A 26,711-nucleotide genomic window follows, 5' to 3' on the forward strand; every position below is an offset into this window, starting at 1 on the left:
GAAGCCATGAGCCGCATTCCGAATTTCGCCGACATTGCCTTTGAGCGGCCAACCGTCGCTGCGCCTGCGGGCAGCGCCGAGCCGTGGCTGACGCCGGAGGGCATTCTGGTGAAGCCCGCTTATGGCGAGGCTGATGTCGCCGGGCTCGATTTCCTCGAAACCTATCCGGGCATCGCGCCCTATCTGCGCGGTCCCTACCCGACGATGTATGTCAACCAGCCCTGGACCGTCCGGCAATATGCCGGCTTCTCCACGGCGGAGGATTCCAACGCGTTCTACCGCCGCAACCTCGCGGCCGGGCAAAAGGGTCTCTCGGTCGCCTTCGATCTTGCCACCCATCGCGGCTACGACTCTGACCATCCGCGCGTCGGCGGCGATGTCGGGATGGCCGGCGTGGCCATCGATTCCATCTACGACATGCGCACGCTGTTTGCCGGGATTCCGCTCGATCAGATGAGCGTGTCCATGACCATGAACGGCGCGGTGCTGCCGATCCTCGCGCTCTACGTCGCCGCCGCCGAGGAACAGGGCGTGCCGCCGGAGAAGCTGTCGGGCACCATTCAGAACGACATTCTGAAAGAGTTCATGGTGCGCAACACCTACATCTATCCGCCGGCGCCCTCGATGCGGATCATCTCGGATATCTTCGCCTACACCTCCACGAGGATGCCGAAGTACAATTCCATCTCGATCTCCGGCTATCACATGCAGGAGGCCGGCGCGACGCAGGATCTCGAGCTCGCTTATACGCTCGCGGACGGCGTCGAATATCTGCGCGCCGGACTTGCCGCGGGGCTCGACGTCGACCGCTTCGCGCCGCGCCTGTCGTTCTTCTGGGCGATCGGCATGAACTTCTTCATGGAGGTCGCCAAGCTGCGCGCGGCGCGCCTGCTCTGGGCGAAGCTGCTGAAGCCCTTCAACCCGAAGGACCCGCGCTCGCTGTCGCTGCGCACGCATAGCCAGACCTCGGGATGGTCGCTGACCGCGCAGGACGTCTTCAACAACGTGATGCGTACCACAGTGGAAGCGATGGCGGCGACGCAAGGCCATACCCAATCGCTGCACACCAACGCGCTCGACGAAGCGCTGGCGCTGCCGACCGACTTCTCGGCGCGCATCGCCCGCAACACCCAGCTGTTCCTGCAGCAGGAAAGCGGCACCACCCGCATCATCGATCCCTGGGGCGGCTCGTATTATGTCGAGCGGCTCACGCGCGACCTCGCCGCCAAGGCGTGGGGCCATATCCAGGAGATCGAGGAACTCGGCGGCATGGCGAAGGCGATCGAAGCCGGCGTGCCGAAGCTGCGTATCGAGGAGGCCTCGGCCAAGACGCAGGCGCGGATCGACGCCGGCAAGCAGGCGGTGATCGGCGTCAACAAGTACAAGCCGACCGACGAGGACAAAATCGAGATCCTGAAGGTCGACAACACCAATGTCCGCCGGCTGCAGATCGACAAGCTCAAGCGGCTGAAGGCCGAACGCAACCAGCAGGAGGTCGATGCCGCCCTCGCCGCGCTGACGCGCTCTGCCGGCGAAGGCAACGGCAATCTGCTGGCGCTCGCCATCGACGCGGCACGCGCCAAGGCGACCGTCGGCGAGATCTCTGACGCGATGGAGAAGGTGTTCGGCCGGCACCGCGCCGAGATCAAGTCCATCACCGGCGTCTACAAGCGGGAGGCGTCCAGCATGGGCACCCAGGTCGAGAAGGTTCAGGCGCTGATCGACGCCTTCGAGGAGGCGGAAGGCCGCCGCCCGCGCATCCTGGTCGCCAAGATCGGCCAGGACGGCCATGACCGCGGCCAGAAGGTGATTGCGTCGGCCTTCGCCGATATCGGCTTCGACGTCGACATCGGGCCGCTGTTTGCCACTGCCGACGAAGCCGCGCGGCAGGCGGTCGAGAACGACGTGCACATCCTCGGCGTCTCCTCGCTGGCCGCCGCCCACCTCACCGCCGTGCCGGAGCTGAAGGCCGCGCTGAAGAAGCAGGGCCGCGACGACATCATGATCATCGTCGGCGGGGTGGTGCCGCCGCAGGATTACGATGCGCTCTACGCCGCCGGTGCGGAGGCGATCTTCCCGCCCGGCACGGTGATCGCGGACGCGGCCGAGGAGCTGATCCGCAAGCTGAACGCCCGGCTGGGGCATAGCGAGGCGGCGGAGTAGCCTCTCCCTCGAGATCTTCTAAAGCGCGATGAGATTTGGACGAATCGTCATCGCGCCTTCGATCCTTTGATGATCCGTTCGGAAAACCGCGTCACACTTTTCCGGATCATGCTCTAACCAGATCGCGGACGGGTCCGGGCCAGGGTCCGTGCCAGTGAATCCGTCCAATCGGGAATCCAGGCGGCAAACAGGGCTTTCCAGCGCTCGGCGTCCGAAGCTTCGGTTTCGAGCGCGACCGACCATTCGATGAGGGTGCGGTCGCCTTCGACGATCGGACGCAGATGCATGGTGCCTTGGTAGCGCGCCGGCGCCGGACTCGGTCCGCCGTCGTCTTGCGGATAGGGTATCGCCTCGAGACCGGCATAAGTGAGAGTGTGCTGCCGGTCCGAGTGATCGACCAGGCGCTGGCGGATCCAGTTTCCGAGATAGCAGAAGCGCCTGATGGCGCCGACTTCATCGCCGCGCTTGTCATCTTCGATCTCGCTCTCGCTCACCCCGTCGATGTAAGCGGGGTAGTTGTTGAAATCGCGGATCAGCGACCAGACGTCGTTCAGCGGATGGTCCAGCACGGCGCTGTAATAGGCTTGGTTCATCGATGGCTTGCCTTTGGTTCTTCGTTACGCGCTGAAGTTGGCTTCGCGCGCAGACAAAACCCACCCGATTTCCGACCACCCATTCGATCGGCCGTCTGCTCTTCACAACATGGCGCGTCCAGTTGGTAGCGCTACCTTGCGGCGGCGACGCAAAGCCGACTAGAATGCCGGCGTTGACAAGAGCGCCCGACATCACGGGCGCCGCTGGGAGGCATTCAATGTCCAAGATTTCGCGCCGCACCTTTGCGGCTTCCACCGCTGCAGTCGCGGCCTCCGCCGCTTTCGGCTTCAAGTCCGCACTTGCGCAAGCCTATCCGGCCCGGCCGGTCACCGTGATCGTGCCCTGGGGCGCCGGCGGCGGCACCGATGCCACTGCGCGCATCGTCGCAGCGCTGCTGGAGAAGGACCTCGGCCAGCCCTTCAACGTGGTCAACCGCACCGGCGGCTCCGGCGTGGTCGGCCATAGCGCGATCGCGACCGCGCAGCCCGACGGCTACACCATCGGCATGCTCACGGTCGAAATCTCGATGATGCACTGGCAGGGCCTCACCGACTTGACGCCGAAGAGCTACACGCCGCTGGCGCTGATGAACGAGGATCCGCCCGGCATCCAGGTCTCCTCCTCCTCGCCCTACAAGACGGTCAAGGAGCTCGCCGATGCGATCAAGGCGGCGCCTCCCGGCAAGTTCAAGGCGTCCGGCACCGGCCAGGGCGGCATCTGGCATCTGGCGCTGGTCGGCTGGATGCAGGCGATGGGCCTGCCTGCCAACCAGGTCGCCTGGGTGCCGTCGAATGGCGCAGCACCCGCGATGCAGGATCTCGCCGCCGGCGGTCTCGACCTCACCACCTGCTCGGTGCCGGAGGCGCGCGCGATCATCGAGGCCGGCAAGGCCAGGAGCCTCGCCATCATGGCGCCCGCGCGCAACCCGGTGTTCAAGGACGTGCCGACGCTGAAGGAGGCCATGGGCATCGACTACGCAACCGGCGCCTGGCGCGGCATTGCCGGGCCGAAAAATCTGCCGCCGGAGATCGCAACGAAGCTCACGGCGGCGCTGAAGAAGGTCTACGACTCGGCCGAGTTCAAGGATTTCATGAGCAATCGCGGCTTCGGCACCGTGTGGGGCGATGCGGCCTACTTCGCGGGCTTCATGGACAAGGGCGATGCCCAGATGGGCGAGGCGATGAAGGCCGCGGGCCTGAGCAAGGCGTGAAGGACTGAGCTCTTGCCACATCGTCATTGCGAGCGCAGCGAAGCAATCCAGAATCCCTCCGCAGAACGACTCTGGATTGCTTCGCTACGCTCGCAATGACGGAGTGCATATTCGATAGCCCCGCCGCGCGCGAGGCAGAACATCTCTCACAGGGCCCTCCCATGCGTCTTCCCGACTCCGTCACGGGATCGTTTCTCGTCGTGCTCGGCGCGGCTGCCGCCTATGGCGGCTACATTCTGCCGCCGGTGCCTGGGCAGCCGGTCGGCCCCAACGTATTTCCGCTGGTGATCGGCTGCGGCCTTGCGCTGTGCGGGCTCGCGATCGTGTTCGGCATCGGCCATTCCTTCGAGGAGGAGGAAGAGCTGGTGCCGTTCGAGGACGGCCAGGCGGCAGCCCCGCCGCCGCAGAGCAAGCTCTACGGCCTGCGCGCGCTGCTGCCACCGGCGCTGCTGCTGTTCTATGTCTTTGCCGCCGACAGGCTCGGCTTCATCATCACCGCGGCGATCATGGTCTACGTGACCTCGACCGCGCTCGGAGCCAAGTGGAAGCTGGCGCTGCCGCTCGCGATGCTGTCGCCGTTCGCCATTCACCTCATCTTCGGCAAGCTGCTGCGCGTGCCGCTTCCCGCCGGCCTATTGCCGACGCCCTGGTAATCCCATGCTGAAGACCCTGATTGATGCCTTCGCGCTGATCTCCACCTGGGAGGTCATCATCGCGATGATCGCGGCCTCCGTGTACGGCCTCGTGATCGGCTCGCTGCCGGGCCTGTCGGCGACGATGGCGACCGCCCTACTCGTCCCCGTCACCTTCTATCTGTCGCCGATCGCGGCGATCGCGACCATCGTCGCGGCCTCCTCGATGGCGATCTTCTCCGGCGACATTCCCGGCGCGCTGCTGCGCATCCCGGGCACGCCCGCCTCCGCCGCCTATGCGGACGAAGCCTACGCCATGACGCGCAAAGGCCAGGCCGAGCTGGCGCTAGGGGCCGGCGTCTGGTTCTCCGCCGTCGGCGGCATCGCCGGCGTGCTGTCGCTGATGATCCTGGCGCCGCCGCTGGCAGAGATCGCGCTGTCGTTCTCGACCTTCGAATATTTCTGGCTGGCGCTGCTCGGCCTGATGTGCGCCACCTTGGTGGCGCGTTCCTCGCCGGTGAAGGCGATCGCCGGCATGTTCATCGGCCTGCTCGTCTCCTGCATCGGCATCGAGAATCCCGGCGGCATCCCGCGCTTCACCTTCGGCCTCACCGATCTGTTCGGCGGCATCGAGCCGATCCCGGCCCTCGTCGGCGTGTTCGCGGTGGCGCAGGTAATGCGCGCGATGCTGACGCCGGAACCACCACCCCTGCCGCGACGAAAATTCGGGAGCATCATGGCCGGCCAGTGGCGGCTGACCAAGCTCTATCACTGGCAGATGACGCGCGGGAACATCGTCGGCATCATCATCGGCGTACTGCCCGGCGCCGGCGCCGACATGGCCGCCTGGGTCTCCTATGCGATGTCGAAGCGCTTCTCCAAGGAGCCGGAAAAGTTCGGCACCGGCCACGTCGAGGGGCTGGTCGAGGCCGGCGCCAGCAACAATGCCAGCATCGCCTCGGGCTGGGTGCCTTCGCTGCTGTTCGGCATTCCCGGCGACACCATCGCTGCGATCGCGATCGGCGTGCTCTACATGAAGGGCCTCAATCCCGGGCCGACGCTGTTCACCGAGAAGGCGTCGAGCATGTACGCGATCTATCTGATGTTCATCATCGCGAACATCCTGATGATCCCACTCGGCATCGCCATGATCCGCGTCGCCGCCTATATCCTGCTGGCGCCGCGCTCGGCCATCATGCCGATCATCATGCTGTGCTGCGCGGTCGGCTCGTTCGCGATCGGCAACAACATGTTCGGCGTCGTCACCGTCGCCGCCTTCGGCGTGATCGGCTATGTCATGGAGGCGAACGGCTATCCCGTCGCCGCCATGGTGCTCGGCATCGTCATGGGCACCATGGTCGAGCAGGCCTTCGTCACCTCGCTGATCAAGTCGGACGGCAGCATTTTGCCGTTCTTCGAGCGTCCGGTCGCGGCCATCCTCGCTGCCATGGCGATCGGCGCACTGCTGTGGCCGGTGATGGTGTGGGTCTGGCGCAAGGTGAAACCAGCGCAGACGGTCGCCGCAACGACCCGGTGATATCGCCCGGGCGCGGGCCTCGCCTGCCCCCGGCCGGGTCAGCAGAACTGTCTCCGTATCGCTGGGCCGGGCGGCTGCCCTGTGCTAATATCCGGCCATGACCGATGTCGCAGACATTCCACTCCAAACTCTCATCGGGAAGCTCCGAGAGCTTGCTCCCGCCTTGAGGGCTGCGGGCGTGAAACGGCTACACATCTTCGGATCGCGTGCCCGCGGTGACGCGCGGCCGGACAGTGACCTCGACGTGTTGGTCGAAACGACCTCGCGCGAGGAAGCGCCGCGGTTCGACTATTTTGAGGTCCTACACCTGATCGAGGATCATGTCGGCGTTCGAGTGCAGGTATCGATGCGCGACTTGCTGAAGCCGCGCATGGCCGAGCGGATCGCGGACGATCTGATCGAGGTCTTCTGAATGCCGCCGACCGTCGAAGACCGGCTACTCGACATTCTGGAAGCCATATCGGACATCGAAAGCGTCACGAAGGGCCTCACATTCGATCAATTTGTCTCCGAAAAGACCTCCCGTCTCGCAATCGAACGGCTTCTCGAGATCATCTGCGAGGCATCGAGATTCATCCCGGATGAGGTCAAGCGAACGGAGCCTGGAATCGACTGGCGCAAGATGATCGACTTTGGAAATCTTCTGCGTCATGCCTATCATATGACGAAGGCCGAGATCGTTTGGGATATCATTCAAACACACCTTCCACCGTTGAAATCCTGCGCTGAGAGACACGTTCGCATGTCAGGCCGCTAGCGGCTGGACGCGAAAGCAACGATGACCACTCCCAAATCCATCGACATCAAATCCCTCGCCCGCGACCTCCGCACCGGCAGCCGCGCGGCGCTTGCGCGGGCGATCACGCTGGTGGAGAGCCGGCGCGGCGACCACCAAGCGCTGGCGCGCGAGCTGGTGCAGATGCTGCTGCCCGACACCGGCAAGGCGTTCCGCCTCGGCATCACGGGATCGCCGGGCGTCGGCAAATCCACCACCATCGATGCGCTCGGAACGTATCTGATCGAGCAGGGCCACAAGGTCGCGGTGCTCGCGGTCGATCCGTCCTCGGCGCGCAGCGGCGGCTCGATCCTCGGCGACAAGACCCGGATGGCGCGGCTGTCGGCCGCGAACGACGCCTTCATCCGCCCCTCGCCCTCCTCCGGCACGCTCGGCGGCGTTGCGGCGAAGACGCGCGAGGCGATGCTGCTGTGCGAGGCCGCCGGCTTCGGCGTCGTGCTGGTCGAGACCGTCGGCATCGGCCAGTCCGAGACCGCCGTCTGCGACATGACCGACTTCTTCCTTGCCCTCATGCTGCCGGGCGGCGGCGACGAGCTGCAGGGCATCAAGAAGGGCCTGGTCGAGCTCGCCGACATGATCGCGATCAACAAGGCGGATGGCGACAATCTCAAGCGCGCCAAGATCACCGCTGCCGACTATCGCGGCGCGCTGCATATCTTGGCGCCGCGATCGGAGCATTGGCATCCGCCGGTCGAGACCTATTCGGCGCTGACCGGCGACGGCATCGCAAGGATCTGGCAGAAGGTTCTGGATCACCGCAAGGCGATGAACGCGTCCGGCGATTTCGCCGCGCGGCGGCGCGAGCAGCAGGTGAAGTGGATGTGGTCGATGCTGGAGCAGCGCATGCTGGCGCGGCTGCGGAGCGAGGCGTCGGTGCGAACGAAAGTCCGCAAGATCGAGGCCGAGGTCGCCGATGGCCATCTCACGCCGGCACTCGCCGCCGAGCAGATCCTGGAGTTGCTGCAATGAGCGACAAGCTCCGCATTCTCCTCACCGGCTTCGGTCCGTTTCCCGGCGCGCCCTATAATCCGACCCAGCGGCTGGTGGCGCGGCTGGCGCAATTGCGCCGGCCCGCGCTCGACGATGTCGCGCTATCGAGCCACATCTTCCCGGTCACCTATGCCGCGGTCGACCGCCAATTGTCTGAAATGCTCGCTGCGCAAAAGCCCGACGCGCTGCTGATGTTCGGCCTCGCCGCACGCACGCCTTACCTGCGCATCGAGACGCGGGCGCGCAACGCGGTCACCATGCTCTGGCCCGATGCCGCCAACACCCGCTCGGCAAAGCGCGGCATCGCCGGCCATGCGGACGCGATGATGTTTGGCCCGCACACGGCAAGGCTGCTGCGCGCCGCGCGCCTCACCGGCATCGACGCGCGCCCCTCGCGCGATGCCGGCGCCTATCTCTGCAACTACCTGAGCTGGCGCGCGATCGAGCACGTGAAGGCGGGCGGGCCGCAGCTCGCGGCGTTCATCCACATTCCCCTGCTTGCGCGCAGCGGCGCCGTTCGCCGCAAGGGCGCAGCCCGCATCACGCTGGAGGAGCTGGTGGATGCGGGGGAAGCGATGCTGATGGAGATGGTGCAGTTGGCACGGAAGGCGCGGAACATACCGGTCTCGTAGGGTGGGCAAGGCGCTCAGCGCCGTGCCTACCATGCATCGCTTGGGCGCGGACAATGGTGGGCACGCTACGCTTTGCCCACCCTACGGCACCGTCTCTTGCGTAAACATTTAACCCTACCGCCAACAATCCTCACGGTCCTCGCCCTGCTGAGCTACGAAACCGCTGCGGACCCCCGCGTCCGCCGGAGGACGCGTCATGGACCTCAATCGCCGTCATCTCATCGGGGCTTCGACCGCCGGCATTGCCGGTGCCCTCGCCATGCCTGTTGACGCCGCGCGCGCCGCGCCGCTGACGTCGATGCTCGGCCGCGATGCCACGCAATACGGCGTGCGGCCCGGCAGCAGCGAGGACCAGACGCGCGCACTGCAGCGCGCCATCGACGAGGCCGCGCGCGCGCAAATGCCGCTCGCCTTGCCACCCGGCGTGTACCGGACCGGCCTGTTGCGGCTGCCGAACGGCGCGCAGCTGATCGGCGTGCGCGGCGCGACCAAGCTCGTCTTCACCGGCGGGGCCGCGGCGATCCAGAGCGACGGCTCCGATGCGATCGGCATCACCGGCATCACCTTCGACGGCGGCGGCATTGCGCTGCCGACACGGCGCGGCCTGATCCACGTCCTCGGCGGGCGCGATGTGCGCATCACCGATTGCGAGATCACGAGCTCGGGCGGCAGCGGCATCTGGCTCGAGCAGGTCGCGGGCGACATCTCCGGCAATATCTTCACCGGCATCGCGGTGACAGCGGTTGTGTCGTTCGACGCCAGGGGCCTCTGTGTCTCCCGCAACACGATTCTCGGCACCAACGACAACGGAATCGAGATCTTGCGCAATGCGATCGGCGATGACGGCACGCTGGTCGCCGACAACCGCATCGAGAACATCAAGGCCGGCCCCGGCGGCTCGGGCCAATACGGCAATGCCATCAACGCCTTTCGCGCCGGCAATGTGATCGTGCGCGGCAACCGCATCAGGAATTGCGACTATTCGGCTGTGCGCGGCAACTCGGCCTCGAACATCCATATCACGGGCAACAGCGTCAGCGACGTGCGCGAGGTCGCGCTCTATTCCGAATTCGCGTTCGAAGCCGCCGTGATCGCCAACAACATTGTCGACAGCGCGGCCGTCGGCGTCTCCGTCTGCAATTTCAACGAGGGCGGCCGCATCGCGGTGGTCCAGGGCAACATCATCCGCAACCTGGTCCCGAAGCGGCCGATCGGCACCGCGCCTGACGACGATGCCGGCGTCGGCATCTACATCGAGGCGGACTCCTCGGTGACCGGCAACGTCATCGAGAACGCGCCGTCCTACGGCATCGTCGCCGGCTGGGGCAGATATCTGCGCGATGTCGCGATCACGGGCAACGTGATCCGCAAGGCGCTGGCCGGCGTCGGCGTCTCCGTGGTGCCGGGCGCCGGCACCGCGCTCGTCAACAACAACATGATCTCCGAGACGCCGCGCGGTGCCGTGGTCGGCCTCGATCACGCCCGTGCGGTGACGTCGGACCTGTCGGCCGACGGCGCACAACGCTTCGCGCAGCTGCTGGTCGGCGGCAATGCGGTGCGAAGGTAGGCGTGGTTGACGGCCGGGCCCTGCATCCTTCGAGGCTCCTCATGGGACGCACTGCGTCCCATGCCTCGCACCTCAGGATGACGGAGCGACAGGTGCGGCTGCCTGCCGTTTTGCCCTCGCGACGGAGCGTTAGAACGCGTTCCGCAGCAGCGGGTATTTCGCTTCCAGGCCGTCGAGGCTGAAGGTGAATTCGACGACGCGCTCGGGGGCGGCGACGATTTCCTCGGCGGGCGGAGCGAACTGCGGCAGGAGCGCCGCCATCGCTGCAGGCGCCGTCCTCGGCGGCTGCGCGGCAGGCACCGGCGGCCTCACTTCCGGCGCGGTGAATGGCGCGGTTGCGGCCGGCTCCGCGCGCGGCGATCTCACGGCAGGTGCGGTGAACGGTGCCTTCGCAGCGGGAGCCTTGAGCGGCGGCATCTCGGCAGGCGCGGTGAACGACGGCCAAGCCACCGGCATGGCAAGCGGCGCGATCGGGGCTTCGGCGATCTCCGCGAGCACGTCGGGCTTCGGATCGAGCCTGACCGGCGTGGCGGTCTCGGGAGCGATATGAACGGCCTTGGGCTGCAAGGTCTTGGGCTGCAAGGTCTTGGGCTGCACGGTCTGCGCCTGCTCGCGCGGCGCCATGCGGGGCATCGTCGCCGGCGACCAACCGAATGCCGGCGTCACGCTCGCGGCCGCCTCGGCGACGTCCCCGCCGGTCGCAAGCGCGCGCCAGGTCTGGACGGCGCGCTTGGCCTCCTGGATGTTTTCGAGAAACGCGATCTCGGAATGATAGCGGCGCCAGCGGCCGGTCTCGAACATCTCGGAGAGATGTTGCAGGCGCTGTTCGGCGAGAGCGCACCAACGCGCCGCGATTTGGCGGCTGCCAGCCGCGTCGCGAACGAACTCTTGGCGATGTGTCATGAACCAGCCCGTCAGGAGAAAACACGGACGCGGGGGACGCAACGCACACGAATCAATTTAGACGCGACATGAATATTTTGTGGAAAAGTTTTGACTTGTCCAGCAACGACGCGGCATTGGTCGTCAAACACCGTAGTCGTGCGGTGATTTTCCGTGTTTTCGAGTCAAGCTTCGCACAAGCATAACGGAGTTGCGGCGCGCTCCGCGCGCGGCGGCGACCGACGCCGCGGCGACCTTCAACCGCAAGCTGAACGGAAGCGAAGCTTCAAAAGATCGAACGCCAGATTCCTGTTTTGACGCGTTTTTCCTCACGCGAACCGGCATCCACTTCGGTCAAAAACGCTCTGAAAAGAAAAGACCCGTCCGGGGGGACAACCGGACGGGTCGAGCCATATGGGCGCTTGGGGTGGATGGGCGCTCGCGCCTGATATGACTGATGGGGAGGGATGACCGCTCCCACATCAGTTGGTCGTGGCAGCGGGCTCAACGTTCAATGCGGGGTCTGATTTTTTGACCTTCGGCGCGCGCGCAAAGTTGTCGCAGCGACTATCGCGTCGCCGGCCTATCTGCCTGAGAAATCGCGGCTTTATCGGCTGTGCTCGACAGCGAGGGCTGTTCGATCGCGCGAATGCCGGGCTCGTCGCGACGCTTGTCGGCATCTTCACGTTTTGTTGTACCCGAGGCAGCAGCGACCGGCGTCGCGCTGTCGACGGGAATAGCCATGACGGCGGCAAACGCGTCGGCCTGACCGTCGCCGAAGAGGTCGTCACGCCCGGGTGAGCCGAGGTCGCGCGCGGTCTTCACCAGTGTCATGCGCAGCGCTTCCGGCTTGAGTGCGTAATTGCGCTCGAGCAGCAGCGCCGCGACGCCGGAGACATAGGCGGCGGAGAACGAGGTTCCCGACGTCATCTGGTACTTGCCGTCGGGTGCCGGCAGGAAGATGTCGACGCCGGGGGCCGCGACGGCGATGTAGTTGCCGCGGTTGGAGGCGGCGAACAGCCTGTCCTGCTGATCCGTCGCGCTGACTGCAATCACGTTGGGGTTGGCGGCCGGATAGAGCGGCGGCGATTTCGCGCCGGCATTGCCGGCGGCCGCGATCAGCACGAGACCTCGCGCGGCCGTCGCCGCGATCGCGCGCTCGATGACCGCGTCCTTTGGACCGGCAAAGCTCATATTGACGATCTGCGCGCCGTGCTCGGCGGCGTAATTCAGGGAACGCAGGATGATGTAGGACGAGCTCTCGGCGCCGCCATTGGCACCGCCGAAGGCCCGGATGGCGATGATGCGGGACTGGGGCGCGCTGCCCATCAGACGGGCATGGGCCGCGATCGCCCCGGCGATGCCGGTACCATGGACGTGCGGTCCTTCGGCACTGCCGAGCGCGTCGAAATTGTCGGCGATGGAATTGGCGAGCTCGGGATGCCGGGCGTCGACGCCGGAATCGATCACGGCGATCGTGACGTTGGCCCCGTGCGCCAGCGTATGCGCCTGCGGCAGGCGGAGCTTTGCCAGCGCATATTGCGCAGGATCGCCCTCGGTCGTGGCAGCCGATTTCTGGTCCTGGAGCACGTAGCGGAAGTTCGGCTGCAGCGAGCGCACGCTGCCGTCGGCCGCGAACTCGCGCCGCACGGTTTCGTAGGGCCGGCCATCGGCAATGCGGAACAGGCCGAACGTGGCTCCGATCAGCGGGAAATTCTCGGAAGCGAGGCGGGTCAGGCCGTGGCGACGCGCCAGCTCGTCGGCCTCGGCGGTCGACAGCACGCCGTCGATCTCGGCGACGAATTCGCCTGCGAAGCTGCGCGAGGTCAGCGCGACCGGCGTATCGTTGCCGCGCCCCTTGCCGGCGCTCTTCTTGCCAGATTTTCCAGTGCCCTCGCCGCCCGCGTTCGGCTGCGCCAGACATTCGCCGTCGGCAGCACGGTAGGGCGCGGTGCAGGCCGGGTAGAGGTTCGGCGAGTAACGCGCGTAGGGCAGCACCGGCGTCGTCGGGCGGATGCGCGACGTCGTGGTACGCGGAATGGTCGCCATCGTCCGCGGGCCGCGGTCGACGCTTACCGCGCGCGCAGCGATGTTCGGGCTGACCCGCGGGGTGATGTTGGGAGAGATGGTCGGGGTGCGCGAGGGCACACTGATCGTGGGGGTGCGCATGATCGCCTGCGCCTGCGCAACCTCGACGCCGAGACAGGAGGCGACCAAAAAGGCAACGCCGACGGATGAAGCGCGGATCCCGGTGCGCACCCAGCTCTCGGATTTGCCCGTCATCGGTTCAGCGGCGCGCCTACGGCGCCGCGACGGCGAGGTTGACGAACTTCTCGCGCTGCATCCTGCCGAGCAGCGAAGCGAGCTCGTCCTGGCTCATCGCCTTGTCGAACTGGAGGCGGAACATGCCGCCCTTGGCATCGCCGATGATCGAAGCCTGGTAGCTGTCGAGCAGCGCGGTGATGTCGGCGACGCGCGCCTCGGGCGTGAAGCGCACCAGCGCACGCGCCGGTGCGGCTGCGCTGCCAAGCTCGCGTGTGATCGGCGCACTGGTCGAGAGCGAGGCGGTCTGGAAGGTCGCCGGCTGCTTCTTCATCAGCACGGCGCCGATGATGCCGGCCTGCAGCACGAGCGCGACGGCGCCGAGGCTCGCCGACCAGGCCAGCGTGCGCGGCGACAGGCTCGCGAAGAAGGTCGAGATGCGCGCCGAAAGCGGCAGCGAGCCGCTCGCCCGGGCCGGCTCGGCGTCGATCGCAGCGAACAGCTTCTGCATCGCGCGCGCCGACGGCGCCCCCAAGCTCTCGTTCAGGTGGATGGTCTCTTCGTACTCGGCGCGGATCGCGGCATATTGCCTGGCAAGCTCGGGATCGCGCCCCAGCGCTTCCTCGACACGGCGCGCATCGCGCGCGTTCAGCGTGCCGGCAGCGTGCCAGGGCAGCAGCAGTTCAATTTCACTGGGCTCTTGCTCCAGCATCTTCTTGCTCAAAGCCATCATGGCCAGCCTCGCTCAACGCCGGCTGCCTTCAGCAGTTCGGCCAGTTTCTTGCGCGCATAGAACAAGCGCGTCTTCACAGTGTTCTCCGGTATCCCGACGATTTCGGCCACCTCTTCCACGGACTTCTCGTGGTAGTAGACGAGATCGACGATTTCCCGGTGATCCGGCGAAAGGCCCGTCAGACACTCCCGCAACGCCTCACTGGTATCCTTCTTCTGCACCACCGTTTCCGGATCGTCGGACGTATCCTCGATCGCGTTGGCGGCGTCTTCGTCCAGCTCGAAATCCTTCCTGCGCCGGAGCGCAGACAGGGCCTTGAATCGGGTGATTGCCAGCAGCCAGGTGGAAACGGCGGATCGGCCCTCGAACTTGCCGGCTTGACGCCAGACGTCGAGAAACACCTCGCTGATGAGGTCTTCCGCCGCCTGCTCGTCCCGCACGAGCCTCAGTCCGAACCTGTAAACCCTGACATGGTGCCGCCCGTACAGCACCTGCATGGCAAGCCGGTCACCTTGAGCGATCCTGGCGATCAGGATCTCGTCCGAAGCCGCCTGTGTCGCGCTCAATGGCCGTCTCGCAAAGTTGGTCGAGTCGATGCGGCGGACGGTTCGACGTGGGGGGCAAAATTGTTCAACCTACCGCACTCATACGGGGGCCTGTGTGAGCTACCCCACATACAGGCTTTTTTCTCGTCCCACCCGCGGTGGTCAGCGTCGCAAGTCCGAATCGGTACCATAATACTGCGAATTTCCCTGCGGAATGCCCTGTCCGGGGTACAGGCGGCCCGGCCTCACCGGTTCCATAGCAGCCCTGCACCACCTTTGTCGCGCCAAGCCCTGCTTCGGCTCGACCGCAGCGCACACGATACCTGATCGCCGGTAAAAATCTCACACTGGCTTATCGCCTTGTTCCGCGCTGCACGGTCGGATTCGATTTCAAAGGATACCAAACCTAAAGGCTTGCCACGTAGGTTTTTACGCTGACATCCACCATTGGCGGGACCATGAGCACGGCCGCGACGTCCTTTCCGGAGAGGAATGCCGCAGAGGTCGCGGATCTCGTCCTCGCGTCCGAGACGACAGCTCCCGAGGTCAGGGCACGCCGGGCCCGGCAGCGCCGCCAGATGTATATCGGCCAGGTCGCAAGCTACTCGCTGGGCGCCTCGGTCCTGCTGCTCTACGCCTATGACGGGACGATCTCCATCGGCGTTCCGTCGCTGTTCTGGCTCGGCGGCCTCCTGATCATCGGGACGTTCACGGTGCTGTCGGAAGCCGGTTTCGGCAACCGCTTCGAGGATCATTACCTCACCGTCTATCAGATCTCGGCGCATATGGCGCTGCAACTGGTGTTCCTGCTCGCGGTGCCGACGGTCGGGGTCGCGTTCCTCGCCGTGTTGTTTCTGATCTTCGCGTTCGGCACGCTGCGCATGACGTCGAGCCAGGCAATGGTCACCTGGGGCCTTGCCACCTGCGGGCTCACCTTGGTTTTCCTCGGATCGGATCTGCCGATCGGACTGCCGGTCGCGACCCGGCTGCAGCGAACCGCCTCGATGCTCTGCTTCGTGCTGGTGATCGGCCAGTGCGCCTTCCTCGGCCTGTTCGGCGCCACGCTGCGCAAGATCCTGTACCGGCGCAGCATCGAATTGAAGGCCGCCTATCGCCGCATCGAGGAACTGGCCGAGCTCGACGAGCTCACCGGCTCGTACAACCGCCGCTGCATCATGCGGCTGCTCGACGCCGAGATCGAAAACTCGCGGCAGGCATCCACGCCTTGCGCGATCGCCCTGATCGATCTCGACTGGTTCAAGCGCATCAACGACGCTTACGGCCACCCCATTGGCGACGAGGTGCTGCGCACCTTCGCGATCACCATTTTCGCCAACACCCGGCCGACCGACAGTTTCGGCCGCTACGGCGGCGAGGAATTTCTGCTGCTGCTGCCGGACACGTCGGGCGACGTCGCGCGCCGCGTGCTCGAGCGCCTGCGCGGCATCGTCGCCGATCTGGACTGGAGCGCATTCTCTCCGGGCATGCGGGTGACCATTTCCGCGGGCGTCGTGACGCTGCGCGACGCCGATACTGCCGACACGTTTCTCGCGCGCGCCGACAGCGCGCTCTATTCCGCCAAGGCGCAAGGGCGCAACTGCATTGCAACGAGCTGACCGACCCATTTTCCTCCGGTGCGACAGAAGCCGCCGCCGGCCCGAACGCTCCAGGACAGGGCAATGAGATCCAATTCCGCAAGACCATCCGAAAACCTGATCGAGGAATTGCAGGCTGCCCTCTCGCACGGCACCGTCGCGCGCCGGGTGGAGACGCTGCGCCGCGTCACCGACCTCTTCGTGGGCAACGCGGTCGACTATTCCGACGACCACATCCGCGTGTTCGACGACGTGTTCCAGTGCCTGGTCGAGCAGATCGAGACATCGGCCAGGGCTCTGCTCGCCGAACGGCTCGCACCGATCGCGGCTGCGCCCCCGCAGATCATCCGCACGCTCGCGCTCGACGAGATCATCGAGGTCTCCGGCCCCGTGCTGTCGAAGTCGGAACGACTGGACGAGGCGACACTGATCGAGATCGCGCGCACCAGGGGCCAGGCGCATCTCAAGGCGATCTCGCTGCGGCGGACGCTGTCGGAGGCCCTGACCGACGTGCTGGTGGCGCGGGGCGACGAGGACGTGGTGCAGTCGACCGTCGGCAATCCGGGCGCGCAATTATCCGAGGAGAGTCTCGCCGACCTCGTCGTCCGCGCCGAGCGCGACGACGACCTCGCCGGCTGCATCGGCCTGCGGCCTGACCTGCCGCGCCATCACTATCTGAGGCTGGTCGCCAAGGCATCCTCGAGTGTGCACAGGAAGCTCGCGGCCGCACATCCTGAGCTCGCGGACGAGGTGTCGAGAGCCGTCGAGGAAGCGGCCCAACGGGTTCGCGCCGTTGCCAGGACGAAGCAGACAGACATGGCTCGCGCGCTGGTGAAGTCGCTGCACGAGGACGGCCGTCTCACCGAGCTCCAGATCACGACTTTCGCCGAACAAGGCAAGTTCGACGAGACCAATGCCGGGCTCGCGGCGCTCGCGGGCGTTGCGGTCGAGACCGCCGAGACCATGATGATCGAAAGCCGTACCGAGGGCGTGATGATCCTCGCCAAGGTCGCGGGCATGCAATGGCCGAGCGTGCGCGCGATCATCGCCATGCGCGAGAAGCTCTCCGGCGGGTCGCAGACCGACATGCTGAAGCTGCGCGACACCTACGAGAGCCTGCGCGCATCGACCGCACAACAGGTCCTGCGCTTCCACCGCATGCAGAATGCGACGACGGTGGCCTGAAGCAGGCGCGGCTAGTACCGCAACACCCTCGATCCCACCGCCGCGCCGATCGCCGTCACCAGCGCGGTCGCGAGCGTGTACCAGGTCGCGACGAACAGCGGGGAATCGTCGGTGCAGTGCGAGGCATAGAGGGTCGCCGCAAGTCCGGCCGACACCAGCCCGGCGAGCGCTCCGGCGAGCGCGGGGCGGGACGGCGCGCCGTGGCGCAGGCCGAACAGCGCTCCCGCAAGCAGCGGCAGCGACATCGCGGGGATCGCGACCAGGCACACCCTGGAGTTCTTGCCCATCAGGCGCATCGTCATCGGCATGGCTGGCGCCATCATCGCCTCACTGCCGATCGCCACCGCAAGCAGCCCGACGGGAAGCAGCAGCAGCCAGCCCCAGCCGCGCAGCAGGGCTTCGGGACGCGACAAATGCAGGCTGACGATGATGGCGGGGATTGCGAGCGACAGGGTCACCGCGAACTTCATGTCGAAGAACGGATTGCGCATGGCGCTCATCACGTCGGCGCGCATACCGAGGAACGTCGCGAAGATCAGGATCGACAAGGGCGCGGCCACCAGCAGCGCCATGGTCAGCACGGCGCCGACCCGTGGGGCGCGGTGCGCGTTGTCGACCGCAAGCGAGCGAATGAGTTGATCGGTGTCCATGATCAATGGTCCCGCAGTTTGGCCGTCAGCGCCGCAAGTCCGCGATGCAGCGCGACCCGGACGGCGCCCTCGCTCATCGACAACTTTGTCGCCGTATCCTTGATCGAGGCGGCCTCGACCGCGATCGACTGCAGCACGTCGCGCTGACGCTGCGGCAGGGTTCCGAGCTGGGCGGCGACCTCGCCGGCCGAAGCGGTCTCCTGCGGGGCTTCGCCCGGCAGCGTCTCGGCGAAATCGTCGATGTTGACGAACACGCGCCTGCCGCGCCGGCGGAGCGCATCGATCAGCTTGTTGCGGCCGATCGCAAACAGCCAGGGCGCGAAAGGCGCTTCGCTGTCCCAGGTATGCCGCTTCAGATGCACCGCCAACAGAATCTCCTGCACGATATCCTCGGCCTGGTCGGGGGGCTGACCTGCCCGCGCCAGGCCACGCCTCGCGGCGGCCCGCAGCACCGGCGTGACTGCCTTCAACAGGCGATGATACGCGGCATCATCGCCGGCCATGGCCGACCGCATCAGGCCGGTCCATTCGTCCTCACGTCCGCGCACCCGCGCCCCTCACCATGCAATTCGGCCGCTCTTTCAATTTGTTACGCGGGCACCGAACATATCACGAATTCGTGATCGAGATCCGGGCCGCGCGACCGATGCGGCCGCAAACATCTGCGACGGCTCATAACACCGATCGCTGCGTCCCGCATCGGGCGGATGGCTGCGGGAGGGGGTTTGCCGCGTTTTTGGCGGGTGTAGCCCGAAGATTCCCATTTTTTGCCGCGCTGTCGTCACGCCCCGGGGTCTCTGTTCGCTGCCGGGACGGGCGGAATTGGGGAGATCGTCGACATGATGAAAACCAGCGCGCGCGCGGCCCTGATCGGTTTGGCCGGGCTTGTCTTGCTGTCCGGAGGCGTCGCACAGGCGGCGCCGAACTCGGCCGCCGTCAACAAATCGGAGAGCGTGGACAAAGGGGCCGATACGCCCAAGCCCCGGCGCCATGACTCGCGCCGCACCGACAGCAAGAAGACGGTGCAGAAATCCGAGGACAAGGCCGACAAGAAGGACGCGGCGGCCAAGGCCGACGAGGCCAGGAACGACAAGACCGACAGTCAGGTGCCGGCCGCGAGCCAGATGCCCCCGGGGGTCGCCAACGCCAATGCGCAGCTCGCCGCTGAGACGCCGGCTGCCGCAGCCGTTTCCGCGATGACGAACCGCGCCAACGACAACGTCCAGGCAGCCGCCGATAATACCAACGCTGAGAACCCGGAAAACCAGGTCGTCGCGCCCGATCAGCTCAACGACATCGATCGCGCCCTGCAGGAGAACCCGCCGCCGCAGAAGACGGTGATCGCGGCGACCGAGGCGCAGCCACGGCCGGCGCCGGTGATGGCCAGCGCCCAGCAGAGCTCGGCCTGGGACCAGAGCTCCCTGATCGGCAAGATCTTCATCGGCGTCGGCACATTGCTGACCCTGGCCTCCGCCGCGCGCATGTTCATGGCCTGATTGGCTGTTCCGCGGGACGCACGCCGCGCGCGTCCCGCGTCCGGCCCCCTTGAAGGCATCCGCGCCAGCGGGCACATTGCCCACTCAATCAAAAGCGTGGGTGGAGCATGAGCACGTTCGAACACATCATCGTCGAGAGCATCGGTGCGGTCGGCATCGTCAAGCTGAACCGGCCAAAGATGCTCAACGCGCTCTCGTTCGGCGTCTTCCGCGAGATCGCCGCGGCGGTCGACGATCTCGAGGCCGATGACGCCATCGGCTGCATCGTCGTGACCGGCAACGAGAAGGCCTTTGCCGCCGGCGCCGACATCAAGGAGATGCAGCCCAAGGGCTTCATCGACATGTTCTCAGAGGATTTCGCCGCGATCGGCGGCGACCGCATCGCGCGCTGCCGCAAGCCGACCATCGCCGCGGTCGCGGGCTACGCGCTCGGCGGCGGCTGCGAGCTCGCCATGATGTGCGATTTCATCATCGCCGCCGACACCGCGAAGTTCGGCCAGCCCGAGATCACGCTCGGCACCATTCCAGGTATCGGCGGTACCCAGCGGTTGACACGCGCGATCGGCAAGTCCAAGGCCATGGACCTCTGCCTCACCGGCCGGATGATGGACGCGGCAGAAGCCGAGCGCTCCGGCCTCGTCAGCCGCATCGTACCCGCCGACAAGCTGATGGACGAGGTCATGGCGGCCGCCGAGAAGATCGCCGCGATGTCGCGCCCCGCGGCCGCGATGGCCAAGGAAGCGGTGAACCGCGCCTTCGAGACCACGCTTGCCGAAGGCATGAGCGTCGAGCGCAACCTGTTCCATTCGACCTTCGCGCTCGAGGACCGCTCGGAGGGCATGGCGGCATTCATCGAGAAGCGCAAGCCGATGAACAAGAACCGGTAGCGCACAAACCGGTCAGGCTGGTGTAAGGCACTGGCGCTTTGCCGCATGCATCCTGTGACGCGCCTGCAACAAGCACGGAATACATGGGGGTTTCCCCCGCGGCAGTTTGCCTGCGGGACCTCGGCTGGCTAAACAGTTAAGAGGCCATCGTCGGCGGGGGCGGACAGCCGGGGTTAAGCGGGAATACATGATTGGGCGTACCGCCAGAGCTGGTCGCGGAGGGACGCGACGTCGATCGGGCGCGGGTCCTGTGCTTGCGACATGGACCACGCTGGCGCTCTCTTGCGCCCTGCCCGCGACGGCATCGGCCGAAGCCCTCCCGGAAGCATTGGCAAAAGCCTACCAGACCAATCCGCAGCTCAATGCCGAGCGCGCGCGCCAGCGCGCCACCGACGAGAACGTGCCGCAGGCGCTCGCCGGCTACCGGCCGCAGATCGTGGCGAGCCTCAGCGCCGGGCTGCAATCGGTCCGCAATCTGTTGCCCGACAACACCATCCAGACCGGCAATCTGAAGCCCTGGATCATCGGCGTCACCGTGACGCAGAGCCTGTTCAACGGCTTCCGCACCGCCAACGGCGTGCGGGCCGCCGAGCTCCAGGTGCAGTCGGGCCGCGAAGCGCTGCGCAATGTCGGCCAGGGCGTGCTACTCGATGCGGTCACGGCCTACACCAACGTTCTCGCCAACCAGTCGCTGGTCGAGGCGCAGCGCTCCAACGTCGCCTTCCTGCGCGAGACGCTCGCCGTCACCCAGCGCCGCCTCAATGCCGGCGACGTCACTCCGACCGACACCGCGCAGGCCGAAGCCCGCCTCAATCGTGGCCTTGCCGATCTCAACGCGGCCGAGGTCGCGCTTGCGGTCAGTCAGGCCACCTATGCGCAAGTGATCGGCAATGCGCCCTCGCAGCTCAGGCCTGCCGAGGCCGTCGACCGTTATCTGCCGAAGAGGCGCGAGGACGCCATGACGATGGCGATCCGCCAGCATCCGGCGGTGATGGCCGCCAGTTTCGACGTCGATGTCGCCTCCACCAACATCCGCATCGCCGAAGGCACGCTGCTGCCGAGCGCGACCATCCAGGGCAGCGCCAGCAAGAGCCGCAACAACGACCCGACGCTCGGCACCTTCGCCGAGGACCAGGCCTCGATCGTCGCCAACGTCACCGCGCCGATCTACGACGGCGGCCAGGCCGCGGCGCAGACCCGGCAGGCCAAGGAGATCACGGCGCAGAGCCGCCTCGTGCTCGACCAGGTGCGCAACCAGGCGCGCACGGCGGCGGTCAGCGCCTGGGTCGCCAATGAAGGCGCCAAGATCACGGTCTCGGCCTCCGAATCCGAGGTGAAGGCGGCCACCGTCGCGCTGCAGGGCGTACAGCGCGAGGCTGCGGGCGGCCAGCGCACGACGGTGGACGTTCTGAACTCGCAGGCCGATCTGATCCAGGCCAAGGCCCGCCTGATCGGCGCGCAACGCGACCGCGTGATCGCCTCCTACACGCTGCTCAGCGCCATCGGCCATCTCGACGTCAAGACGCTGAACCTGAACACGCCGGATTACCTGCCCGAGGTACACTACCACCAGGTCCGCGACGCCTGGCACGGCCTGCGCACGCCGTCGGGGCAGTAGCCTTCAAATCTCTCCGGTGGATGCCGATGAAAAGCCGCCGCATCCATCTGATGGGAGCCTCGGGCTCCGGCGTGACCACGATCGGTCGCGCGCTCGCGGACCAGCTGGCGCTGCCACATCACGACAGCGACGATTATTTCTGGCTGCCGACCGTGCCGCCCTATCAGACGACCCGCCCCGCCGCCGACCGCCTGCGCCTGATGCGCGAGATGTTCTTGCCGCGCCTCGACTGGGTGCTGAGCGGATCCGTCACCGGCTGGGGTGAGGAGCTCGTTTCGTACTTCGACCTGGTCGTCTTCGTGACCGCGCCGCGCGAGATCCGGATGAAGCGGTTGCGCGCCCGCGAGGCCGCCCATTTCGGCGCTGATGCCGTCGCGCCAGGCGGCTGGCGCCATGGCGAAACCGAAGACTTCGTCGAATGGGCCTCCCACTACGAAGCCGGCGATCGCGAAGGCCGCAGTCTCGCCAAGCATGAAGCGTGGCTCTCGGGCCTGCCCTGCCCGGTCGTGCGCGTGAACGGCTCACGTCCGCTTGCTGGTCTCGTCGAGCAGCTATGCAGCGAAGCGGAGCGGTTGCCCGGCTGATGTGATATTCTTCTTCCACCCGCCTACAAAAAAATAACCGGGAGAGAAACCATGCTCAGCCGACGCAGCGTCCTGCTTGCCTCCCTTGCGGCCGGAGTAGCCATGACCAGCAAAGCCCATGCCCGCGCGGCGCAGCCCGCGACGCCGATCAATTTCGACGTCCCGGCGCATGCCTGCGACTGCCATACCCACATTCATGGCGATGTCGAAAAGTTTCCGTTCTTCGCCGGACGCGTCTATACGCCGGAGCCGGCTTCGCCGGAAGAAATGGCCGCACTGCACAAGGCGCTGCATATCGAGCGCGTGGTGATCGTGACGCCGAGCGTCTACGGCACCGACAATTCCTCCACGCTGTTCGGCATGAAGGCGCGCGGCGCGACCGCGCGCGGCGTCGCCGTGATCGACGACAAGACGCCGGAGAGCGCGCTCGATACGATGCACCAGGACGGCTTCCGCGGCATCCGCCTCAATCTGGCGACCGGCGGCGTCAACGATCCCAATGTCGGCCGGCCGCGCTTCACCGCCGCCGTCGAGCGCATGAAGGCGCGCGGCTGGCACGTGCAGCTCTACACCACGCTGGCCATGATCTCGGCGATCAAGGACCTCGTCGAGACGGCGCCGGTGCCGGTCGTATTCGACCATTTCGGCGGCCTCGAGGCTTCGCTCGGGCTGGAGCAGCCGGGCTTCTCCGATCTCGTCGCGCTGGTGAAGTCCGGCAAGGCCCATGTGAAGATCTCCGGTGCCTATCGCTCGTCGAAGCTCGCGCCCGACTATCAGGACATGGTGCCCTATGCCCGCGCGCTGATCGCAGCCAATGCCGACCGCATCGTCTGGGGCACCGACTGGCCGCATCCGGATTCGAGCCGGGTCGAGGGACGCAAGCCCACCGACATCGCGCCGCTCTATCAGATCGACGACGGCCGCCTGCTCAACCAGCTTCCGGTGTGGGCGCCGGATGCCGAGGTGCGCAAGAAGATCCTGGTCGACAATCCGGCGCGGCTCTACGGGTTCTGACGATCAGCGCGCGCGGCGGGAGAAGAAGGAGATCAGGACCGGCAAGGTCACCAGGATCACGACGGGCGCCAGCATCATGCCGGTGACGACGACGACCGCGAGCGGCTTCTGCACCTGCGAGCCGATGCCTTCCGACAGCGCCGCCGGAAGAAGGCCGACGCCTGCGACGACGCAGGTCATCAGCACGGGCCGGAGCTGCAGCTCGCCGGTGCGCACCACCGCGCTCATGCGGTCCATGCCCTCTTCGATCAGCTGGTTGAACTGCGACAAGATGATGATGCCGTCCATCACGGCGATGCCGAACAGCGCGATGAAGCCGATCGCCGCGGAGACGCTGAATGCGGTGCCCGAGATCAAAAGGCCCAGCACGCCGCCGAAGATCGCCATCGGGATCACGCTCATCGCGAGCAGCGTGTCCGTCATCGAACCGAAGTTGAACCAGAGCAGCACGCCGATCAGTGCCAGCGAGATCGGCACCACGATCGAGAGCCGCCGGATCGCGTCCTGGAGATTGCCGAACTCGCCGACCCATTCCATGTGCGAGCCCGGCGGCAGCTGCACCTGCGCGGCGATCTTGTCCTGCGCCTCGCGGATCGCGCTGCCGAGATCGCGTTCGCGCACCGAGAACTTGATCGGCAGATAACGCTCCTGCTGCTCGCGATAGATGTAGGCAGCGCCGGAGACGAGGCTGATGGTCGCGACCTCGCTCAAGGGGATCTGCGTGACGGTGCCGTTCGGCCCGGGCGCGCCGATCCGCAAGTTCTGGATCGCCTCGGCGCTGCGGCGATATTCCGGCGCGAGGCGAACGATGATCGGGAAGTGGCGGTCGCTTCCGGGCTCATAGAGGTCGCCGGCGGTGTCGCCGCCGATCGCGACCTTGATGGTGGCGTTGATGTCGCCCGGCGCAAGGCCGTAACGCGCGGCCTTGGCGCGGTCGATGTCGATCTGAACGGTCGGCTGCCCGAGCGAGGTGAACACCGCGAGGTCGGTGACGCCCTGCACGGTGGCCAGCACCGACTTGATCTTGTTGGCGGTGTCTGTCAGCGCCTGGAGGTCGCTGCCGAAGAGCTTGATCGAGTTCTCGCCCTTCACGCCGGAGACGGCTTCGGAGACGTTGTCCTGGAGATATTGCGAGAAATTGAACTCGACGCCGGGGAAGCGATCGTCGAGCTGCTTGAGCAATTGCGCGGTCAGCTCCTCCTTGTCGCGGGTACCTGGCCACTGGCTCACGGGCTTGAGCGGCGCGAAGAACTCGGCGTTGAAGAAGCCGGCGGCGTCGGTGCCGTCGTCGGGACGGCCGTGTTGCGACACGACGGATTCGACCTCGGGCCGGGCCCGGATCACCTTGCGCATCTCGTTGACGTAGCTGTTGCCTTCCTGGAGCGAGATGGTCGGCGGCAGCGTGGCACGGATCCAGAGATTGCCCTCCTCCAGCTTCGGCAGGAATTCGAGGCCGAGCAGCCGGGCGAGTGCGACCGTCATCAGCACGAGGCCGACCGCACCGCCGAGGACGATGCTGCGATTGGCGACCGCCCAATTCAGCAACGGCGAGTACAGCCGGTGCAGGATCAGCATCACCTTCGTCTCGGTCTCCTCGACATGCGCGGGCAGGATGATTGCGGACAGCGCGGGCGTGACGGTGAAGGTGGCAAGGAGGCCGCCGGCCAGCGCATAGGCATAGGTGCGCGCCATCGGCCCGAAGATATTGCCCTCGACGCCTGACAGCGTGAACAGCGGCAGGAAGGCCGCGATGATGATCGCGGCGGCGAAGAAGATCGATCGCGAGACATCGGCGGCCGCGCTGAGGATGGCATGGCTCTTCATGCCGAACAGCGTCTCGGGCGACATATGCTCGGATTCCGACATCGGCGTCGTTTGCGTCAGGCGGCGGAAGATCGCCTCAACCATGATGACGGTGGCATCGACGATGAGGCCGAAATCGATCGCGCCGACCGACAGGAGGTTGGCCGATTCCCCGCGCAGCACCAGGATGATGACGGCGAAGAACAGCGCGAACGGGATGGTGGCGCCGACGATCAGCGCGCTGCGGAGATCGCCGAGGAAGATCCACTGCAACAGCACGATCAGCAGGATGCCGATCACCATGTTGTGCAGCACGGTGTGGGTGGTGAGCTCGATCAGGTCGCCGCGGTCGTAGATGCGCTCGATGCGCACGCCGGGCGGCAGGATGCTGGAGTTGTTGATCTGCTGGACGAGTTCGTGGACGCGCTTGATGGTCGGCGAGCTCTGCTCGCCGCGCCGCATCAGCACGATGCCCTGCACGATGTCGTCGGAATCGTCGAGGCCGGCAATGCCGAGACGTGGCTTCTGGCCGACCGTGACGGTGGCGACGTCCTTGACCAGCACCGGATTGCCGCCTGTCTGCGCCACCATGGTGTTGGCGAGATCGTCGATCGAGCGGATCAGGCCGACGCCGCGCACGACGGCGGATTGCTGGCCGATATTGACGGTGTTGCCGCCGACATTGACGTTGGAATTGCCGACCGCCTGGAGCAGTTGCGGCAGCGTCAGGCCGTTGGCGACCAGCTTGTTGAAGTCGACCTGAATCTCGTAGGTCTTGCTCCTGCCGCCCCAGCCGGTGACGTCGATCACGCCGGGCACCGCGCGGAAGCGGCGCTGCAGCATCCAGTCCTGGATGGTCTTGAGGTCGAGCACGCTGTAGTTCGGCGGGCCGACGAGACGATAGCGGAAGATCTCGCCGATCGGGCTGAGCGGCGAGATCTGCGGCTGGACGTTGCCGGGCAGCGGGGCGAGCTGCGCCAGGCGATTCAGCACCTGCTGCAGCGCCTCGTCATAGGTATAGGCGAAGGAAAACTGGATTTTGACGTCAGACAGACCGTAGAGCGAGATGGTGCGGATGGTCGTGATGTTCTTCAGGCCCGCTACCTGGGTCTCGATCGGGATCGTGATGTAGCGCTCGATCTCCTCCGCCGACAGCCCCGGGCTCTGCGTCACGATGTCGACCATCGGCGGGGTCGGATCGGGATAGGCCTCGATGTTGAGCCGGTTGAACGCGATCAGACCGCCGATCAGCACGGCGGCGAACATGCCGACCATCAGGAAACGCCGGTTGACGGCAAGGGCAACGAGACGATCCATTCAGGTCTTCAATTTTCTT

At 66.1% G+C, this 26,711-nt stretch carries 24 protein-coding genes; 16 read left to right on the plus strand and 8 right to left on the minus strand.

What is annotated here, in order from left to right:
- Positions 1-6: 6 nt before the first annotated feature.
- The gene (scpA, locus tag ACNJYD_RS26240) at positions 7-2,163 is read left to right on the plus strand and encodes a methylmalonyl-CoA mutase (protein WP_172784620.1); all 2,157 of its coding nucleotides are present in this window, start codon (positions 7-9) and stop codon (positions 2,161-2,163) included.
- Positions 2,164-2,276: 113 nt separating this feature from the next.
- On the opposite strand, the gene ACNJYD_RS26245 is transcribed toward scpA, so the two are convergent.
- On the minus strand, positions 2,277-2,756 hold the full coding sequence (locus ACNJYD_RS26245) for an SRPBCC family protein (RefSeq protein ID WP_439363743.1): 480 nt from the start codon (positions 2,754-2,756) through the stop codon (positions 2,277-2,279).
- A 218-nt stretch (positions 2,757-2,974) separates the two neighbouring features.
- Between ACNJYD_RS26245 and ACNJYD_RS26250 the strand changes: the two genes are divergently transcribed.
- From ACNJYD_RS26250 to ACNJYD_RS26285, 8 genes are all read left to right on the plus strand, one after another.
- On the plus strand, positions 2,975-3,967 hold the full coding sequence (locus ACNJYD_RS26250; protein WP_439363744.1) for a tripartite tricarboxylate transporter substrate binding protein: 993 nt from the start codon (positions 2,975-2,977) through the stop codon (positions 3,965-3,967).
- 161 nt (positions 3,968-4,128) lie between these two features.
- Complete coding sequence (locus ACNJYD_RS26255; protein WP_172784169.1) at positions 4,129-4,620, plus strand: tripartite tricarboxylate transporter TctB family protein; 492 nt, start codon at positions 4,129-4,131, stop codon at positions 4,618-4,620.
- Between the two features lie 4 nt (positions 4,621-4,624).
- On the plus strand, positions 4,625-6,136 hold the full coding sequence (locus tag ACNJYD_RS26260; protein ID WP_172784168.1) for a tripartite tricarboxylate transporter permease: 1,512 nt from the start codon (positions 4,625-4,627) through the stop codon (positions 6,134-6,136).
- A 97-nt stretch (positions 6,137-6,233) separates the two neighbouring features.
- Complete coding sequence (locus tag ACNJYD_RS26265) at positions 6,234-6,548, plus strand: nucleotidyltransferase family protein (RefSeq protein WP_172784167.1); 315 nt, start codon at positions 6,234-6,236, stop codon at positions 6,546-6,548.
- Positions 6,549-6,893 (plus strand): HepT-like ribonuclease domain-containing protein, encoded by a 345-nt coding sequence (locus ACNJYD_RS26270; RefSeq protein ID WP_172784166.1) that lies wholly within the window; start codon positions 6,549-6,551, stop codon positions 6,891-6,893. It abuts the gene before it with no gap.
- 21 nt (positions 6,894-6,914) lie between these two features.
- A complete protein-coding gene (meaB, locus tag ACNJYD_RS26275; RefSeq protein ID WP_439363745.1) occupies positions 6,915-7,901 on the plus strand; it encodes a methylmalonyl Co-A mutase-associated GTPase MeaB in 987 nt (328 codons plus the stop codon).
- Complete coding sequence (locus ACNJYD_RS26280; RefSeq protein ID WP_439363746.1) at positions 7,898-8,554, plus strand: pyroglutamyl-peptidase I family protein; 657 nt, start codon at positions 7,898-7,900, stop codon at positions 8,552-8,554. Before meaB ends, ACNJYD_RS26280 begins: the two co-directional genes overlap by 4 nt.
- Positions 8,555-8,750: 196 nt before the next feature.
- The gene (locus ACNJYD_RS26285; RefSeq protein WP_439363747.1) at positions 8,751-10,121 is read left to right on the plus strand and encodes a TIGR03808 family TAT-translocated repetitive protein; all 1,371 of its coding nucleotides are present in this window, start codon (positions 8,751-8,753) and stop codon (positions 10,119-10,121) included.
- A gap of 129 nt (positions 10,122-10,250) precedes the next feature.
- Here the strand turns inward: ACNJYD_RS26285 and ACNJYD_RS26290 are convergent, their stop codons facing one another.
- The 4 genes from ACNJYD_RS26290 to ACNJYD_RS26305 all read right to left on the minus strand — a co-directional run bounded on the left by ACNJYD_RS26290 (position 10,251) and on the right by ACNJYD_RS26305 (position 14,564).
- Positions 10,251-11,024: a TIGR03809 family protein gene (locus ACNJYD_RS26290; RefSeq protein ID WP_439363748.1), complete on the minus strand. Its 774-nt coding sequence runs from the start codon at positions 11,022-11,024 to the stop codon at positions 10,251-10,253.
- A gap of 546 nt (positions 11,025-11,570) precedes the next feature.
- Complete coding sequence (locus tag ACNJYD_RS26295; protein ID WP_439363749.1) at positions 11,571-13,286, minus strand: S8 family serine peptidase; 1,716 nt, start codon at positions 13,284-13,286, stop codon at positions 11,571-11,573.
- A gap of 16 nt (positions 13,287-13,302) precedes the next feature.
- A complete protein-coding gene (locus ACNJYD_RS26300; RefSeq protein ID WP_172784160.1) occupies positions 13,303-13,998 on the minus strand; it encodes a hypothetical protein in 696 nt (231 codons plus the stop codon).
- Positions 13,995-14,564, minus strand: a complete 570-nt coding sequence (locus tag ACNJYD_RS26305; protein WP_036006024.1) for a sigma-70 family RNA polymerase sigma factor — start codon at positions 14,562-14,564, stop codon at positions 13,995-13,997. The genes ACNJYD_RS26300 and ACNJYD_RS26305 overlap by 4 nt, the downstream gene beginning before the upstream one ends.
- Before the next feature lie 437 nt (positions 14,565-15,001).
- On the opposite strand from ACNJYD_RS26305, the gene ACNJYD_RS26310 reads away from it, so the two are divergent.
- Positions 15,002-16,159: a GGDEF domain-containing protein gene (locus ACNJYD_RS26310; protein ID WP_172784159.1), complete on the plus strand. Its 1,158-nt coding sequence runs from the start codon at positions 15,002-15,004 to the stop codon at positions 16,157-16,159.
- Between the two features lie 63 nt (positions 16,160-16,222).
- On the plus strand, positions 16,223-17,323 hold the full coding sequence (locus ACNJYD_RS26315; RefSeq protein ID WP_172784158.1) for a DUF2336 domain-containing protein: 1,101 nt from the start codon (positions 16,223-16,225) through the stop codon (positions 17,321-17,323).
- An 11-nt stretch (positions 17,324-17,334) separates the two neighbouring features.
- Here ACNJYD_RS26315 and ACNJYD_RS26320 read toward each other — a convergent pair whose 3' ends face one another.
- Together ACNJYD_RS26320 and ACNJYD_RS26325 are read right to left on the minus strand one after the other, a co-directional pair.
- A complete protein-coding gene (locus ACNJYD_RS26320; RefSeq protein WP_172784157.1) occupies positions 17,335-17,973 on the minus strand; it encodes an NrsF family protein in 639 nt (212 codons plus the stop codon).
- Positions 17,974-17,975: 2 nt separating this feature from the next.
- Entirely contained in the window at positions 17,976-18,521 is a 546-nt protein-coding gene (locus ACNJYD_RS26325) for a sigma-70 family RNA polymerase sigma factor (RefSeq protein WP_172784156.1), read from the minus strand.
- 291 nt (positions 18,522-18,812) lie between these two features.
- On the opposite strand from ACNJYD_RS26325, the gene ACNJYD_RS26330 reads away from it, so the two are divergent.
- The 5 genes from ACNJYD_RS26330 to ACNJYD_RS26350 all read left to right on the plus strand — a co-directional run bounded on the left by ACNJYD_RS26330 (position 18,813) and on the right by ACNJYD_RS26350 (position 23,572).
- Positions 18,813-19,469, plus strand: a complete 657-nt coding sequence (locus tag ACNJYD_RS26330; protein WP_439363750.1) for a hypothetical protein — start codon at positions 18,813-18,815, stop codon at positions 19,467-19,469.
- A 107-nt stretch (positions 19,470-19,576) separates the two neighbouring features.
- Positions 19,577-20,356: an enoyl-CoA hydratase gene (locus ACNJYD_RS26335; RefSeq protein WP_439363751.1), complete on the plus strand. Its 780-nt coding sequence runs from the start codon at positions 19,577-19,579 to the stop codon at positions 20,354-20,356.
- Positions 20,357-20,543: 187 nt separating this feature from the next.
- Complete coding sequence (locus ACNJYD_RS26340; protein ID WP_439363752.1) at positions 20,544-21,974, plus strand: TolC family outer membrane protein; 1,431 nt, start codon at positions 20,544-20,546, stop codon at positions 21,972-21,974.
- Positions 21,975-22,000: 26 nt separating this feature from the next.
- A complete protein-coding gene (locus ACNJYD_RS26345; RefSeq protein ID WP_439363753.1) occupies positions 22,001-22,558 on the plus strand; it encodes a hypothetical protein in 558 nt (185 codons plus the stop codon).
- A 51-nt stretch (positions 22,559-22,609) separates the two neighbouring features.
- The gene (locus tag ACNJYD_RS26350; RefSeq protein WP_172784151.1) at positions 22,610-23,572 is read left to right on the plus strand and encodes an amidohydrolase family protein; all 963 of its coding nucleotides are present in this window, start codon (positions 22,610-22,612) and stop codon (positions 23,570-23,572) included.
- Between the two features lie 3 nt (positions 23,573-23,575).
- On the opposite strand, the gene ACNJYD_RS26355 is transcribed toward ACNJYD_RS26350, so the two are convergent.
- Positions 23,576-26,692, minus strand: a complete 3,117-nt coding sequence (locus ACNJYD_RS26355; protein WP_212259664.1) for an efflux RND transporter permease subunit — start codon at positions 26,690-26,692, stop codon at positions 23,576-23,578.
- Positions 26,693-26,711: the final 19 nt, after the last annotated feature.

This window comes from Bradyrhizobium sp. SPXBL-02, assembly GCF_051853065.1.
GTDB lineage: Bacteria > Pseudomonadota > Alphaproteobacteria > Rhizobiales > Xanthobacteraceae > Bradyrhizobium.

Bases quoted from the DNA above. Each gene is read 5' to 3' on its own strand.
- ACNJYD_RS26315 (WP_172784158.1), top strand. From the start codon at position 16,223: ATGAGATCCAATTCCGCAAGACCATCCGAAAACCTGATCGAGGAATTG.
- ACNJYD_RS26285 (WP_439363747.1), top strand. From the start codon at position 8,751: ATGGACCTCAATCGCCGTCATCTCATCGGGGCTTCGACCGCCGGCATT.
- ACNJYD_RS26355 (WP_212259664.1), bottom strand. From the start codon at position 26,692: ATGGATCGTCTCGTTGCCCTTGCCGTCAACCGGCGTTTCCTGATGGTC.
- ACNJYD_RS26265 (WP_172784167.1), top strand. From the start codon at position 6,234: ATGACCGATGTCGCAGACATTCCACTCCAAACTCTCATCGGGAAGCTC.
- ACNJYD_RS26345 (WP_439363753.1), top strand. From the start codon at position 22,001: ATGAAAAGCCGCCGCATCCATCTGATGGGAGCCTCGGGCTCCGGCGTG.
- ACNJYD_RS26300 (WP_172784160.1), bottom strand. From the start codon at position 13,998: ATGATGGCTTTGAGCAAGAAGATGCTGGAGCAAGAGCCCAGTGAAATT.
- ACNJYD_RS26330 (WP_439363750.1), top strand. From the start codon at position 18,813: ATGATGAAAACCAGCGCGCGCGCGGCCCTGATCGGTTTGGCCGGGCTT.
- scpA (WP_172784620.1), top strand. From the start codon at position 7: ATGAGCCGCATTCCGAATTTCGCCGACATTGCCTTTGAGCGGCCAACC.
- ACNJYD_RS26335 (WP_439363751.1), top strand. From the start codon at position 19,577: ATGAGCACGTTCGAACACATCATCGTCGAGAGCATCGGTGCGGTCGGC.
- ACNJYD_RS26310 (WP_172784159.1), top strand. From the start codon at position 15,002: ATGAGCACGGCCGCGACGTCCTTTCCGGAGAGGAATGCCGCAGAGGTC.
- ACNJYD_RS26350 (WP_172784151.1), top strand. From the start codon at position 22,610: ATGCTCAGCCGACGCAGCGTCCTGCTTGCCTCCCTTGCGGCCGGAGTA.
- ACNJYD_RS26340 (WP_439363752.1), top strand. From the start codon at position 20,544: ATGATTGGGCGTACCGCCAGAGCTGGTCGCGGAGGGACGCGACGTCGA.
- ACNJYD_RS26290 (WP_439363748.1), bottom strand. From the start codon at position 11,024: ATGACACATCGCCAAGAGTTCGTTCGCGACGCGGCTGGCAGCCGCCAA.
- meaB (WP_439363745.1), top strand. From the start codon at position 6,915: ATGACCACTCCCAAATCCATCGACATCAAATCCCTCGCCCGCGACCTC.
- ACNJYD_RS26320 (WP_172784157.1), bottom strand. From the start codon at position 17,973: ATGGACACCGATCAACTCATTCGCTCGCTTGCGGTCGACAACGCGCAC.
- ACNJYD_RS26245 (WP_439363743.1), bottom strand. From the start codon at position 2,756: ATGAACCAAGCCTATTACAGCGCCGTGCTGGACCATCCGCTGAACGAC.
- ACNJYD_RS26270 (WP_172784166.1), top strand. From the start codon at position 6,549: ATGCCGCCGACCGTCGAAGACCGGCTACTCGACATTCTGGAAGCCATA.
- ACNJYD_RS26260 (WP_172784168.1), top strand. From the start codon at position 4,625: ATGCTGAAGACCCTGATTGATGCCTTCGCGCTGATCTCCACCTGGGAG.
- ACNJYD_RS26295 (WP_439363749.1), bottom strand. From the start codon at position 13,286: ATGACGGGCAAATCCGAGAGCTGGGTGCGCACCGGGATCCGCGCTTCA.
- ACNJYD_RS26255 (WP_172784169.1), top strand. From the start codon at position 4,129: ATGCGTCTTCCCGACTCCGTCACGGGATCGTTTCTCGTCGTGCTCGGC.
- ACNJYD_RS26280 (WP_439363746.1), top strand. From the start codon at position 7,898: ATGAGCGACAAGCTCCGCATTCTCCTCACCGGCTTCGGTCCGTTTCCC.
- ACNJYD_RS26250 (WP_439363744.1), top strand. From the start codon at position 2,975: ATGTCCAAGATTTCGCGCCGCACCTTTGCGGCTTCCACCGCTGCAGTC.